This is a genomic window from Pseudomonas sp. DP-17 (assembly GCF_022380625.1).
GTDB classification, from domain to species: domain Bacteria; phylum Pseudomonadota; class Gammaproteobacteria; order Pseudomonadales; family Pseudomonadaceae; genus Pseudomonas; species Pseudomonas nitroreducens_A.
In genome coordinates this window covers 382,029-395,729 of sequence record NZ_JAKSXG010000001.1, presented here as the reverse complement: position 1 = coordinate 395,729, position 13,701 = coordinate 382,029, and the positions used below count along the sequence as shown (strand labels likewise).

At 68.5% G+C, this 13,701-nt stretch carries 13 protein-coding genes; 4 read left to right on the top strand and 9 right to left on the bottom strand.

What is annotated here, in order from left to right; translation table 11 throughout:
- Positions 1-158: 158 nt before the first annotated feature.
- From MJ122_RS01825 to glcD, 4 genes are read right to left on the bottom strand one after another with little or no spacing between them, the layout of a single operon-like run.
- Positions 159-557: a heme-binding protein gene (locus MJ122_RS01825; RefSeq protein WP_239741983.1), complete on the bottom strand. Its 399-nt coding sequence runs from the start codon at positions 555-557 to the stop codon at positions 159-161.
- Complete coding sequence (gene glcF / locus MJ122_RS01820; protein WP_239741981.1) at positions 536-1,807, bottom strand: glycolate oxidase subunit GlcF; 1,272 nt, start codon at positions 1,805-1,807, stop codon at positions 536-538. Before glcF ends, MJ122_RS01825 begins: the two co-directional genes overlap by 22 nt.
- Positions 1,807-2,847 (bottom strand): glycolate oxidase subunit GlcE, encoded by a 1,041-nt coding sequence (glcE, locus tag MJ122_RS01815; RefSeq protein ID WP_239741980.1) that lies wholly within the window; start codon positions 2,845-2,847, stop codon positions 1,807-1,809. Before glcE ends, glcF begins: the two co-directional genes overlap by 1 nt.
- Positions 2,847-4,346, bottom strand: coding sequence for a glycolate oxidase subunit GlcD (gene glcD, locus MJ122_RS01810; RefSeq protein WP_239741978.1), 1,500 nt, complete (start codon positions 4,344-4,346; stop codon positions 2,847-2,849). The genes glcE and glcD overlap by 1 nt, the downstream gene beginning before the upstream one ends.
- A gap of 246 nt (positions 4,347-4,592) precedes the next feature.
- Between glcD and glcC the strand changes: the two genes are divergently transcribed.
- Positions 4,593-5,363 (top strand): transcriptional regulator GlcC, encoded by a 771-nt coding sequence (gene glcC / locus MJ122_RS01805; RefSeq protein ID WP_239741976.1) that lies wholly within the window; start codon positions 4,593-4,595, stop codon positions 5,361-5,363.
- 150 nt (positions 5,364-5,513) lie between these two features.
- Here glcC and MJ122_RS01800 read toward each other — a convergent pair whose 3' ends face one another.
- Positions 5,514-6,008, bottom strand: a complete 495-nt coding sequence (locus MJ122_RS01800) for a MerR family transcriptional regulator (RefSeq protein ID WP_239741974.1) — start codon at positions 6,006-6,008, stop codon at positions 5,514-5,516.
- Positions 6,009-6,087: 79 nt separating this feature from the next.
- On the opposite strand from MJ122_RS01800, the gene MJ122_RS01795 reads away from it, so the two are divergent.
- Positions 6,088-7,320, top strand: a complete 1,233-nt coding sequence (locus MJ122_RS01795; protein ID WP_239741972.1) for an NADH:flavin oxidoreductase/NADH oxidase family protein — start codon at positions 6,088-6,090, stop codon at positions 7,318-7,320.
- 85 nt (positions 7,321-7,405) lie between these two features.
- Here MJ122_RS01795 and MJ122_RS01790 read toward each other — a convergent pair whose 3' ends face one another.
- Positions 7,406-8,611, bottom strand: a complete 1,206-nt coding sequence (locus MJ122_RS01790) for an MFS transporter (protein WP_239741970.1) — start codon at positions 8,609-8,611, stop codon at positions 7,406-7,408.
- An 88-nt stretch (positions 8,612-8,699) separates the two neighbouring features.
- Here MJ122_RS01790 and MJ122_RS01785 point away from each other — a divergent pair, with 88 nt between their 5' ends.
- A complete protein-coding gene (locus MJ122_RS01785; protein WP_239741969.1) occupies positions 8,700-9,254 on the top strand; it encodes a TetR/AcrR family transcriptional regulator in 555 nt (184 codons plus the stop codon).
- A gap of 118 nt (positions 9,255-9,372) precedes the next feature.
- On the opposite strand, the gene MJ122_RS01780 is transcribed toward MJ122_RS01785, so the two are convergent.
- On the bottom strand, positions 9,373-10,617 hold the full coding sequence (locus MJ122_RS01780; RefSeq protein ID WP_239741967.1) for an FAD-dependent oxidoreductase: 1,245 nt from the start codon (positions 10,615-10,617) through the stop codon (positions 9,373-9,375).
- A gap of 170 nt (positions 10,618-10,787) precedes the next feature.
- The gene (locus tag MJ122_RS01775) at positions 10,788-11,858 is read right to left on the bottom strand and encodes an AbrB family transcriptional regulator (protein ID WP_239741965.1); all 1,071 of its coding nucleotides are present in this window, start codon (positions 11,856-11,858) and stop codon (positions 10,788-10,790) included.
- 106 nt (positions 11,859-11,964) lie between these two features.
- On the opposite strand from MJ122_RS01775, the gene MJ122_RS01770 reads away from it, so the two are divergent.
- Positions 11,965-12,867 (top strand): LysR family transcriptional regulator, encoded by a 903-nt coding sequence (locus MJ122_RS01770; protein WP_239741963.1) that lies wholly within the window; start codon positions 11,965-11,967, stop codon positions 12,865-12,867.
- Positions 12,868-12,907: 40 nt separating this feature from the next.
- On the opposite strand, the gene MJ122_RS01765 is transcribed toward MJ122_RS01770, so the two are convergent.
- Positions 12,908-13,690: a fumarylacetoacetate hydrolase family protein gene (locus MJ122_RS01765; protein WP_239741961.1), complete on the bottom strand. Its 783-nt coding sequence runs from the start codon at positions 13,688-13,690 to the stop codon at positions 12,908-12,910.
- Between the last annotated feature and the right edge of the window lie 11 nt (positions 13,691-13,701).

The window sequence follows — 13,701 nt, the reverse complement described above, 5'->3', positions numbered from 1 at the left end:
CGGCAGGCATTGAAAAAGCCCCGCAACGCGGCGCGTAGCGGGGCTTCTGAAAGCGGGTGCGGGCAAGCTTTTCGGGGTGTCGCCACAGGCTCGCTCGAGGCCGGTGGCGACCATGACTCGGCCGCCGGCCACCAGTCGCCAGGGCCGCATGATCTTTTTCATAGCGCTGCCACTCCGGCGCTGGCGACCTGCGCATCCTCGCCGGCCTTCACACCGGAAACGCCCACCGCGCCGATCACCTGACCGTCCAGCACGACCGGCACGCCGCCTTCGAGCGAGGTGATCAGTGGCGCCGTGACGAAAGCCGTGCGGCCGCCGTTGACCATCTCCTCGTAGCCCTTGGTTTCGCGCCGGCCCAGTGCTGCGCTGCGGGCCTTCTCGGTGGCGATGTAGGCGCTGGCCGGTGCGCAGCCGTCGAGGCGCTCCAGGGCCAGTGGATGGCCGCCATCATCGACCACCACGATGGAGACTGCCCAGCGATTGCGCTGGGCTTCGGTGCGCGCGGCGGCGAGGATGCGGCCGACTTCCTGCTGGGTCAGAACGGCTTTGCTGAGCATGTTTCCACCTCGCCTTGGGAGTTTTGTGGGGCGTCGGCCAATGCCTGTTCCACCAGTTCGATCCAGTGCCGCACCGGCGTGCGCCCCGCGCCGCCCAGGTGCGTCTGGCAGCCTATGTTGGCGGTGACTATGACTTCCGGGGCGCCGCTCTCCAGCGCCTTCAGGCGATTGTCGCGCAGGCGCCGGGACAGCTCCGGCTGGGTCAGCGAGTAGGTCCCGGCGGAGCCGCAGCACAGGTGGCTGTCCGGTACCGCGGTGAGGCTGAAGCCCAGGCGAGTGAGCACGCCTTCGACCGCACCGCCGAGCTTCAGCGCGTGCTGCAGCGTGCACGGGCAGTGGAAGGCCAGGCGCCGGTCGCCGTGAAGGTGCAGCTCCTCCAGCGGCTCGTCGCGCAACACTTCGGACAGGTCGCGGGACAGCTCGCTGACCCGCCGGGCCTTGGCTGCGTACTGCGCATCGCGCTCCAGCAGATGGCCGTAGTCGCGGACGAAGGCACCGCAGCCGCTGGCCGTCTGCACTATGGCTTCAGCGCCGGCTTCGATGGACGGCCACCAGGCGTCGATGTTCCGGCGTGCGCGCTCAAGACCTTGCTCCTGGGCATTCAGGTGATAGTCCACAGCGCCGCAGCAGCCGGCGTCCGCGGCCGGGATCAGGCTGATACCGAGGCGATCCAGCACCCGCGCGGCCGCGGCGTTGGTGTTGGGGGAGAGGGCCGGCTGCACGCAGCCTTCGAGTATCAGCATGCGCCGCGTGTGACGTGGCTTCGGACGTTCCACGGGCGGATGCGGATGGCGCGGCAGCTTGCTCTGCAGGTTCGCCGGCAGCAGCGGGTAGAAACTGCGCCCGGCCTTGGCCAGTGCGCCGAACAGCGCGGCATTCGGCACCACGGCACGCAGGCCACGGCGCAACATTCGCTCGCTGAACGTACGCGGCACTTGCTGTTCGACTACCGCGCGGCCGATGTCCAGCAGGTTGTGGTAATCCACGCCGGAGGGGCAGGTACTCTCGCAGTTGCGGCAGCTCAGGCAGCGGTCCAGGTGCTCGCGGGTGCTGGCGCTGGGCTCGGCGCCTTCGAGCACCTGCTTGATCAGGTAGATGCGCCCGCGCGGGCCGTCCAGTTCATCGCCCAGCAACTGGTAGGTGGGGCAGGTGGCGGTGCAGAAGCCGCAATGCACGCAGGAGCGCAGGATGCGCTCGGCTTCCTCGGCGCGTGGCAGGAGCTTGGCCTGCTCGCTCAGGTTGGTTTGCATCAGAGCTCCCTGTACATCCGGCCGGGGTTGAAGATGCCCTGCGGGTCGAGCTGCCGCTTGAGACTCTGGTGGTAGCGCAGCAGCGCGGCGGGCAGCGGGTGGAAGCCGTCCTCGCCCGGCGTGTAGCGCAGCGCGTGGCCGCCGACCTCGGCGACGCTGTGGCGAACCAGTTCGGCGTCCGCGTCGGACTTCAGCCAACGCTGCGCGCCGCCCCAGTCGATCAGCTGTTCGCCCGGCAGGGCCAGCGCGGGCGACGCGTTGGGCAGCGACAACCGCCACAGCGTGCCGGTGCCGGCGAAGAAGGCCAGGCGCTGTTCGCGCAGGTCCTGCCAGTAGGCGCTGTCGATCTCCTCGCCACCCAGGCGCAAGCGCGCCGAACACACCGAGCCTTCGCCTCCTTCCAGGCGCAGGTGCAGCGCGGTGCCGTCATGGCACGCGGCGGTGATCGGGATCGGCTGCGCGCCCCATTCGGCCAGTTCTCCCAGCGCCTGATGCACGCCCATTTCCAGGCGCAGGCTGGCGCACATCCGCGGTTTGGGCAGCACCTTCATCGAGACTTCGGTGATCACCCCCAGGCAGCCGAAACTGCCTGCCAGCAGACGCGACAGGTCGTAGCCGGCGACGTTCTTCATCACCTCGCCGCCGAAGCGCAGCAGCTTGCCGTGGCCGGTGATCAGCCGCGTGCCCAGCACGTAGTCGCGCACCGAGCCGGACCAGGGCCGGCGCGGACCGGATAGCCCGGCAGCGACCACACCGCCGAATGTTGCGCCCGAATGATGGGGTGGCTCGCACGGCAGCATCTGTCCGGCCGCCTCCAGCGCCGCTTCGATCTCTGCCAGCGGTGTACCGGCGCGGGCGGTGAGCACCAGTTCGGTCGGGTCGTAGCTGACGATGCCGCTGTGCGGGCGCGTGTCCAGTTCCACGCCGTTCACCGGGCGACCCAGGAAGGCCTTGCTGTCGCCACCGCGAATGCGCAGCGGCGTTCGTGCGCTGAGCGAATGGTTCACCTGTTCGAGCAGGTCGGCGCTGGCGTCGGCCATCAGAAACGCTCCAGGTCGGGGAAGGGCAACCGGCCGTGGTGCACATGCATCGCGCCGAATTCGGCGCAGCGGTGCAGGGTCGGGATGTTCTTGCCGGGGTTGAGCAGGCGGTCCGGGTCGAAGGCCGCCTTCACCGCGTGGAACAGGGTCAGTTCGTCGCTGTTGAACTGCGCGCACATCTGGTTGATCTTCTCGCGGCCCACGCCATGCTCGCCGGTGATGCTGCCGCCCACCGCCACGCAGAGTTCGAGGATCCTGCCGCCGATGGCTTCGGCGCGTTCCAGCTCGCCGGGCACGTTGGCGTCGAAGAGGATCAGCGGGTGCATGTTGCCGTCGCCGGCATGGAACACGTTGGCCACGCGCAGGCCGAATTCCTCCGACAGCTCGGCGATGCCGTGCAGCACGCGCGGCAGCTCGCGGCGCGGGATGGTGCCGTCCATGCAGTAGTAGTCCGGCGAGATGCGCCCCACCGCCGGAAAGGCGTTCTTGCGCCCGGCCCAGAAGCGCACGCGCTCGGCTTCGTCGCAGGCCAGGCGCACGTCGGTGGCGCCAGCCGCGCGCAGCACGCCGTCGACGCGTTCGCAGTCGTCCTGGACATCGGCTTCCACGCCGTCCAGTTCGCACAGCAGGATGGCCGCCGCGTCCACCGGGTAGCCTGCGTGGATGAAGTCCTCGGCGGCGCGGATCGACAGGTTGTCCATCATCTCCAGCCCGCCGGGGATGATGCCGGCGGCGATGATGTCGGCCACCGCGCGGCCGGCCTTTTCCACCGAATCGAAACTGGCCAGCAGCACCCGCGCCACCTGCGGGCGGGGCAGCAGCTTGACGGTGACTTCGGTGACGATGCCGAGCATGCCCTCGGAGCCGGTGAACAGCGCCAGCAGGTCGAGTCCGGGGCTGTCCAGGGCGTCGCTGCCCAGCGTGAGGTGCTCGCCCTCGACGGTGAGGATGTCCACCTTGAGCAGGTTGTGCACGGTCAGGCCGTATTTGAGGCAATGCACACCGCCGGCGTTCTCGGCGACGTTGCCGCCGATGGAGCAGGCGATCTGCGAGGACGGATCCGGCGCGTAATACAGGCCGTGTGGCGCGGCGGCCTGGGAGATCGCCAGGTTGCGCACACCGGGCTGCACGCGGGCGAAGCGCCCCTGAGGGTTCACTTCGAGAATCCGGTTGAAGCGCGCCATCACCAGCAGGATGCCTTTCTCCAGCGGCAGCGCCCCGCCGGAGAGCCCGGTGCCTGCGCCGCGGGCCACCACCGGCACCTTGCGCGCATGGCAGAGCCTGAGCAGCGCCTGCACCTGCTCGATGCGCTCGGGCAGCGCCACCAGCATCGGCACGCTGCGGTAGGCGGAGAGGCCGTCGCATTCGTAGGGCTTGAGGTCCTCGGCGCGATGCAGCAGTTCGAGGTCGGGCAGGGCCGCGCGCAGCTCGGCCAGCAGGGCGGACTTGTCGACGGCAGGCAACGCGCCATCGACGCGTTCGTCGTAGAGGATGTTCATAGGCAGGCGGTGCTCTGATCTTGTTCTTGTTCGATAACAGCAAAGGTTCGCGCCCGCCAGGCGGTCGCGTGGAGCCACGGCTCCATGAAAATGCGACTGCCGGTCAGGCCGCGTCCACTGGCGCCGGCACTGGTCCTACCAGTTCTTGTACGGGTGTCCACTGGAAAGGCCCTGTCCTGACAGCTAGGGTTCTGGGCAGCTGTGCAGGCGAGAGCCTGCTGGTCCTACCAGTTCGGGAGAGCGCCAATGACGACTTATGCACAAGGCAAGCAGCGCGTCGCCGACCAGGTGGCCGAGAAGATCGAGCGACTGATCGTCGACGGCGTGCTCAAGGTCGGCCAGGCGCTGCCCTCGGAGCGGCGGCTGGTGGAGAAGCTCGGCTGTTCGCGCTCGGCATTGCGAGAAGGACTGCGGGCACTGCGCGGGCGCGGCATCGTCGACACCGAGCAGGGGCGCGGTTCGTTCGTCGCCGACCTGACCGGCGCCGAGGACGTGTCGCCGCTGCTGCACCTGTTCCGCTCGCAGCCGCGCACGCTCTACGACCTGCTGGAAGTTCGCGCTTTGCTGGAAGGAGAGTCGGCGCGCCTGGCTGCGCTGCGCGCCACCGAGGTCGACCTGCTGCTGATCGGCCGGCGCTTCGAGGAAATGCGTGCCGCCTTCGAGCAACCGCAGCCGCTGGACCCGCGCGAGCATGCGCGGCGCGATCACGCCTTCCATCAGGCGATCAGCGAGGCCTCGCACAACCCGGTGCTGGTGCACACGCTGCAGTCGCTCAACGAACTGATGCTCAGTACCGTGTTCGCCTCGGTGAACAACCTCTACAACCGCCCGCCGCAGAAGCGCCAGATCGACCGCCAGCATGCGCGGCTGTACCGCGCCATCTGCGAACGCCAGCCGGAGCAGGCGCAGCGCGCCGCCCGCGAGCATATCCACGGCGTGAGGGATAACCTGCGGGAGATCGAGCAGGAAGAACAGCGGCTGGTGCGGGCGACCTTGCGCCTCGAGGGGTGGAAATGACGTAGGAACGGACTTCGTCCGCGATGTGCAACCGGTCAGTCCGGCGCTGCCAGGAATCGATCGCGGACGGAGTCCGCTCCTACGCTCGCCGGCATTCTCGGAGCAGGAGCGGGCGATGCCCGCGATCGCATGACAGGCCGGAGCGTGAAATCAGGATTCGCTGGGGGCAGGGCGCTTCGCTGAAGCAGCGGACTTGGTCCGTCCATCACGGGCATCGCCCGCTCCTACAGGTCTGGCCTTGCGCTCGCGCATCTCCGCCAGCATGCGTTCGGCATTCGCGGCGCAGCCCATGCCCTCGGGCTTGTTCTCGATGCCGTCGATCACCTCCAGCAGGCGTAGACGGTTCTGCCGCAGCTGCTGCTCCATCGCCTCGATCTCCGCCACCTTGCGGCGCAGGCCGGCGACCAGTTCGCCGTGGCCGTTCTCGATGGAATTGGAGTGGGGCAGCAGGCTGCGGATTTCCTCCAGGCTGAAGCCGGTCTGCTGGGCGCTGCGGATGATCTCCAGCAGGTCGAGGGTTTCCGGCGGGTACGCGCGGTAGCCGTTGGCCAGGCGGCGCGCCGGGGCGATCAGCCCGCTGGCTTCGTAGAAACGGATGCGCGAGGGCGCCAGACCGCTGAGGCGGGCCAGTTCACCGATTTTCATGCTGGACTCCGAAAGGGGCTTGACCTTGAAGTGAACTTTAAACTTAGCCTTGCTCGCACCACAACCTCGGAGCCGCCTCATGTCCCCGTTCCAGCCCCTGCGCCTGCCCAACGGCGGCGAAGTTCCCAACCGCATCGCCAAGGCCGCCATGGAAGAGAACATGGCCGACGCCGACCAGGCGCCCTCGGCCGCATTGCTGCATCTTTACCAAGCCTGGGCGGACGGCGGCGTCGGCCTGATCCTCAGCGGCAACGTGATGATCGACGGCCGTGCCATGACCGGCCCCGGCGGGGTGGTGCTGGAAAACGACCGCCATCTCGAGCGCTTCCGCGAATGGGCGCGTATCGGCCGTTCCCGCGGCGCGCAGTTCTGGCTGCAGCTCAACCACCCCGGTCGCCAGGTGCAGACCAACCTCGGCCAGGGCGCCATCGCGCCGTCGGCGGTGCCGCTGGAAATGGGCAAGTTCTCCAAGCTGTTCGCCGTCGCCCGCGAGATGACCGAAGGCGATATCGCCCAGGTGATCCAGCGCTTCGTCCGCGCCGCCAAGCTGGCCGAGCAGGCCGGCTTCAACGGCGTGCAGATCCACGCGGCGCACGGCTACCTGCTCAGCCAGTTCCTCTCGCCGCTGGCCAACAAGCGCCAGGACCGCTGGGGCGGCTCGCTGGAAAATCGTGCACGGCTGTTGCTGGAGGTCGTTCGCGCGGTGCGCGCCGAGGTGTCGCCGGCGTTCTGCGTCGGGGTGAAGATCAATTCCGCGGATTTCCAGCGAGGCGGCTTCGACGCCAGCGATGCGCGCCAGGTGATCGAGTGGCTGAATGACGAAAAGGTCGATCTGGTCGAGCTCTCCGGCGGCAGCTACGAGGCGCCGGCCATGCAGGGCGAGGCCCGCGACGGCCGCACCCTGGCGCGGGAAGCCTACTTCCTCGAGTTCGCCCGTGAGATACGCGAGGCTGCGCGCATGCCGCTGATGGTGACTGGCGGCATCCGTCGCCTGCCGGTGGTGGAACAGGTGCTGGACAGCGGGTTGGAGATGGTCGGCATCGGCACCGCCCTGGCACTGGAGCCGCAGCTGGTGCTGCACTGGCAGCGCGGCAGCCAGACCCAGCCGCAGCTGCCACCGATCCGCTGGCGCTCCAAACCGCTGGCGGCGCTGGCCTACATGGCGCTGGTCAAGCTGCAGCTGAAGCGTATCGGCGCCCGCCGCGCGCCCAATCCGCAGGCTTCGCCTTTGCGCACCCTGGTGATGGAGCAGTGGCACACGCTGCGCCGCGCCAAACAGTACCGCCGCTGGGCAGCGCGGCAGGGCGCGTGATGACTGCGAAGGAGAGGGGCGTGCGGCCAGGGTCAGGAAGAGGGAAGTCCTGAAGGGAAAAAACCATCCCGCAGTGGGCGTTGCCTCAAGCGCGGACCTTCCGCACGCCCGTCGCCCGCAGGGACAGCAGCAGGACCAGCGAGGCCGCGAGGATCTGCAGGCTGGCATAGCCGTTGGTGGTGGCGACCAGGCCGTAGCGCTGGATCGCCAGCCCGGCCAGAATCGCCGGCACGCTGAAGGCCAGGTAGCTCAGCACGTAGAAGCTTGCCATCAGCGCGCCACGCTCGTGGGCATGGGCCAGCGGCACCACCGAGCGCAATGCGCCGAGGAAGGCGCCGCCGAAACCCAGGCCAGCGACGGCGGTGCCGAGGAAGAACAGCCAGAGGTTGGCGCTGTCCACGCCGAGCAGGGTGACCAGCAGGCCGAAGATCAGCGCCAGGCCGCCACGGCGCAGGATCGTCGGCGGCGGCTGGTTGCGCAGGGCGAAGATCGCCACGGCGCCGCAGAAGCACAGCAGTGACACCAGAGCGCCGCCGATCATCGGGACCTGAAGGCCCGTTACCTGCCGCGCCAGGGTCGGCCCCAGCGACAGGTAGAAACCGCCCAGCGCCCAGAGGCTGGCGTTCAGGGGGGCGACGCTCCAGAACGCCCGGCGCGCTTGCGGAGGAACGCGGATGCGCGGTTTCAGCGAGGCCCAGGCGCCGGGCTGCGGGCTGACGCTTTCCGGCAACCAGCGCAGCAGCATCAGCGCCAACGCGAATACCACCAGCAGCCAGACGTAGACGCGGTGCAGCGGGTCGCCGCCGAACTGCACCAGGGCGCTGCTGCCCAGGGCGCCCAACGCCATGCCGAGCATGGGCGCCACGCTGTTGATCAGTGGGCCGCGCTCGCGGTCGATGTCCAGCATCGCGGCGCCGAGCACGGCGGTGGCGATGCCGGTGGCGAAACCTTGCAGCAGGCGCGCGGCAATCAGCAGCTCCACCGAATTGGCATAGAGGAACACACTCATCGCCAGCAACTCGATGATCAGCGCCGCACGGATCAGCGGGCGGCGGCCGAGGTAGTCCGACAGCGAGCCTAACACCAGCAGTGCCAGCATCAACCCGCCGGCGTAGATGCTGAATACCAGGGTCAACAGGGCCGGAGAAAAGTGCCAGGATTCGCGGTACAGCGCATACAGCGGCGTGGGCGCGGCCGCGGCGGCGAGGAAGGCCATGAGGATGGCCGTCAGCAGCCACGCCGAGGCCCGGGGTGAGAAGCCGGCCGCGCTTTTCGAGGGTGGGTGTGTCATGATTCTGCTCGCAAAGGCTAAGATTTTGCTTTTGCGAGATGCTGGACCCCTTTCGGGATAAAAGCAAATTCTTTGCGTTAAGGTGCTTATGGCAATCAATCAGGGTGTTCGGCCGGGGGGCCGCAGCGCGCGGGTACAGGCCTCGGTGCATAAGGCCGTGGCGGAGTTGCTGGAGGAGCGTGAGCGCGCGGAACTGACGGTGCCGATGATCGCCGCCCGCGCGGGTGTCACGCCTTCGACCATCTACCGGCGCTGGGGCGACCTCAACGAACTCTTGGGCGACGTCGCCCTGCAGCGCATCCGCCCCGACGCCGAGCCGGTGGATACCGGCAGCCTGCGCGGCGACCTGCTGGCCTGGGGCGAGCAGTACATGGAGGAGACTGCTTCAGTGCCCGGCCGTGCGGTGGTGCTCGACCTGCTGGCGGCCGGCGGCGGCTGCTCCGGGCGCTGCATGGCGATTGCCTGTGGCCAGTTCGACATCATCCTGTTGCGCGCCAGGGAGCGCGGCGAGAACCTGCCCGAGGTCGATCGCATCGTCGACCGGCTGATGGCGCCGCTGGTGTACCGCATCCTGTTTTCCGCCGAGGAGCTGGATGTGGCGTATGTCGAGCGGCTGGTCGACCTGACGCTGGAGGGGTTGTAACGGATTTGCGGGCCGGCTCCACGCCTGCCATTGACGTATTGGTAAGATGGCGTGGAGCGCAGCGATACCCATCGATCCTGGCACCAGCAGCATGGGTATCGCCTAGGCTCCACCCATCCTACAGGTCAGCACCGGCGCTTCGAATGGCATCTGCCCACGACTGAAGAGCGTCGCAGGCTGCGAGTGCAATCTCTTCATCGCTACGCCCGGCAAACACCCTCTCCAGTGCATCCGCCGCGATCAGCCCGGCAACGGTCGGCGTGCCTACGGCGTCGGTGAGGTCCAGCCACTCGCCGAAGCTGGCCGGCGTGTCGTACCAGCGCAGGTAGCCTGACGGCGAAACCGGCCACCAGCGCTCGTCGAATTGCAGCACGACTTTCTCAAGTTGCCCCATGCCCAGGTGGTCGAGCGCATCCTGCTGCGCTGCCGGCAGGGGCGGGGTGAAGCGGATGGCGGGAACTACGCCGATGGGGGCGGTACAGATGCAGAAATCGGCGCTTTCAGCGCCCACACGTACCTGCTCGCCAGACCAGTCGACGGCGGTCACCGGCTGGTTGAGGCGGATATCCAGCCCGGCGGCGAGCTGCTCGACCAGCTGTGAATAACCCTGCGGGAGGAAGCGGTCGCCGGCGCCGACGCCTTCTTCGTCCAGCGCATCGACAGACAGCGACTCCAGCGGCAGGCAGGCTTCCAGGATCAGGTTGGCGTCCAGGGCGAAACGGGTGGCGCGGCGAGTTGGCTCGTCGCAACTCTCAAGATAGTGCGTGACACCTTCCGCCAGCGGCAGGCGGCGGTCGATCCCGGCGCGCAAGGCTTCCCAGGCTGCATCGATGTCCGGCACCGGGCCATCGGACGCCGCGGCCAGGGGCTGGCCGAAATCGGTTTCCCGCAACGGCAGGTCGAAGTGCCGCGCTTGGGCGGCCAGTGGGTTGTCATCGAATTGCTGCAGCCAGGCGGCACCTTCGTCGACCCGTACCGGCCCCAGGGTGATGCTGTGGACGCGGCCACCGATGCGGTCGCGGGCTTCCAGCACCACGCAGTCGATTCCAGCATCCCGCAGACGCCGGGCGGCAGCGAGCCCGGCGAAGCCCGCACCGATCACCAGTACCCGTCGGGCACCGCGTTCGATGGCGAGTTCGGCGGCGCGCAGGCCGTCGTTCCAGGCGCCATGGGTCATGGCCGGGGCGATGGGATTGCAGGCCTCGCCCGCCAGCACCAGCTTGCCGTCCAGCACTTCGCCGAGGCTGCGCCGATGTTCCGGCGTACCGCCGGGCAGCAGGGTGCTGTAGGCGCCGCGGCTGAACGGGTCGTCGCTCCAGTGGGTGACGTGGAAGGCGGTGGGGTGGTGGCGAAGGCTATCCATGGCGGTCTCGCTCGACAAAGAGCGACGACCTTAGAGGCGGCGAGGTGGTGAGTTCAATACTCAGATGACGGCTTTTCCGTGGGAGCGGGGGCGCCTGGCGCTTGCTCGCGAAAAGCGTGAGCCGGCAGCTTCATGGCTGGGTGGGTCGCGAACAAGCTCATTCCCACAGGTCAGGCATGGCTCAGGCGAATGACCTGGCGCGCCACCCAGACGCCGGTGAACAGCACCACGAACAGCCGCAGCGTCTGCATCGCCAGCACCAGGCCGACGTCGGAGTGGGTGTCCACCGCGATGATCGCCATGGCGTCCAGGCCACCGGGGCTGGTGGCGAGGTAGAGGGAGAGGAAGTCCATCCCGGTGATGGCCGCCAGCGCCCAGGCAAACAGCGCACAGCTGGCGATCAGCCCCAGTGCGCTGACGATCATGGCCGGCAGGTGGCGGCCGACGTAGGCCAGGCTCTCGCGGTCGAAGCGCAGGCCGATGTAGCAGCCGATGACGCCGTAGGCCGTGGCCAGCAGCCAGTGCGGCAAGGTGATCTGCAGTACACCGGTCAGTTGCAGCACGGCGCCGGCCACCAGTGGCACCAGCAGAGGGCCAGCCGGCAACTTCGCGCCGGCCGTGGTGCAGACGAAGATCAGCAGCAGGCAGTTGATCAGGTCGGGCAGGGTGGCGGTGTCGAGGATCGGCGTGCTGTGCGCCGCCGAGCCGCCGCCTTCGATCCCCAGCAGGCGGCCGACCAGGGCGCCGGCCATGACCACACAGACCACCCGCACGTACTGCATGGTGGCGACCACGCGAGGGTCGGCGCCGTTGGCTTCGGCCATCGACACCATGGCCGCCGCACCGCCCGGAGCGGTGCCCCAGGCGGCGGTGCTGCCGGGGATGCCGCCGAAGCGCACCATGGCGTAGCTGACGGTGGCGGAGAGCAGCACGGTGAGCACGGTAGCGCTGAGCATCAGCGGCCAGGAGTCGACCATCGCCTGCAGCACCGACCAGCTCATGGCGTGGGCGACCAGCAGGCCGATGCAGCCCTGGCTCAAGCGGAAGGCGCTGCGCGGCAGGCGAATTTCCGCGCCGCTGACGCCGAAGGCGATGGCCACCAGCATCGGGCCGAGGAACAGCGCGGCGGGGATCCCGAGCCAGGTCAGCAGTTGCCCGGCGCCTGCGGCTCCGAGCGCCAGGGCCAACCATTGCAGGCTGACGGGAATGCGGGCGACGGACAGGGCAGGGCGACTGGACACGGACGGCTCCGGGCGGGGAAGACGGGCAAATTATCGGTAGCCGGATCGATCAAGTCTATTTTCTAATAGTCATGAATCCATTCCTGAAATTTATCAGTTGGCGACCATGGACCTGCGCGATCTCGTCTACTTCGAAACCATTGCCGAACTCGGCCACCTGGGCCGTGCCGCCGAGCGCCTGGGGCGTAGCCAACCGGCACTGACCAAGAGCATCCAGCGCCTGGAGGAATCCCTCGGTGCACGATTGTTCCAGCGCGACGGCCGACGCATCCGTCTGACGCCGGCCGGTGAACTGATGCTCCAGCGTGCCCGGCAGCTGCGGCAGGACATCGATGAAACCCGCCGCGAGGTGCGCGATTTTGCCAGCGGCGTCGTAGGCAATATCCGCCTCGGCTGCGCCGCGACCATGGCCGAGTACCTGTTGCCGCGTCTGACCGAGGATCTGCTCGCACGTGCGCCGGACGTCACCATGAGCCTGGTGCTGGGCCAGGACGATGTGCTGCGCGAGGCACTGCGCAGCGGGCGGCTGGACATGGCGATCTGCTCGCGGATCGTCGACGATCCGCAGCTGAGCAGCGAGCCGCTGTTGCAGGACCAGGTGGTAGTGGTTGCCAGCCGCGACCATCCGATCTTCGACGCACCCGTCGCCATGGCCGACCTGTGTCGCTACCGCTGGGTACTGCCGGCGACGGGGGTGTCTTCGCGGCGCTGGATGGACGCCACCTTCCAGGCCCACCACCTGCCGATGCCGCAGGTGCAGATCGAGACCAACGCGATCCCGATGCTGCCCAACCTGATCGCCCGTACCCGCCTGCTCAGTTTCATCGCCCGCGAGGCGCTGGCCGGCGGGCACGGCATGGACCAGTTGCGCGAGGTGCAGCTGGCCGAGACCACGCTGACGCGGACCATCGGCCTGGCAGTGCGCGAGGGCGCCTATCTGTCGCCGGCCGCGCAGTTGTTGCGGGGAATGTTGCGCGAGCATGCGGGGCGGTTCGGGGCGGATCTTTAGGAACCGGGCCCGCGAGCCGCGAGCGGGCCCGATCAACGGCTCATCGTTCGAAGCTGCAGCCGACGCGCCCCAGCCCGTCGATCTCCAGCTCGACTACATCCCCTGGTGCAACTGGCGACATCGGCGCCAGGGCCCCGCACAGCAGGACGTCGCCGGACTTCAGCGGCACGTCCAGGCGCGCCATGCGCTGCGCCAGCCAGAGGCCGATGTCGAGCATCGCCCCGAGGCTCGTCTGGGTCGGCGGGAAGGCCGGTGCGCCATTGCGTAGCAGTTGCACAGCGAGAGCGGCATCTTCCAGTTTTTCCAGCGCCACCGGCTGATCGCCGGTCAGGTAGAGACCCGCGCAGAGGTTGTCGGCGACCGAGTCGAGCAGGCCGATCTGCCAGTTGGCCACGGCGGTGTCGTTGATCTCGATGGCCGCGACCGCTCCGGCGATACAGGCGCGGAACGTGGCCAGGTCGAGCTCTCCCGGCGGCAGGTCGCGGCCGATGAGCAGGGCCAGTTCCGCCTCTATACGCGGTTGCAGCAGGCGTTCGCGGGCGATGCACGCGCCGGACTGGCAGCGCAGGCCGGCGAGCAACCGGCCGTAAACCGGTTCGCCGACCTTCAGTGCCACCTGCATCGCCGGTGAGATCAGTCCGGCCTTGGCGCCCGCCAGGCGTTCGCCGCCGGCCAGCGCGAGGTCGATGCCCAGCGACTGTACGCGATAGGCATCGTCCAGCCCGGTGAGGCCAAAGTGTGCCGCGGGCGCGGCGATGGGCGTTCGGCTGGCCCGCGCGTCGGTGAGGGCGCGAGCGGCGGCGTGGAGATTGTCCGTGGTCATTGTTGGGCTCC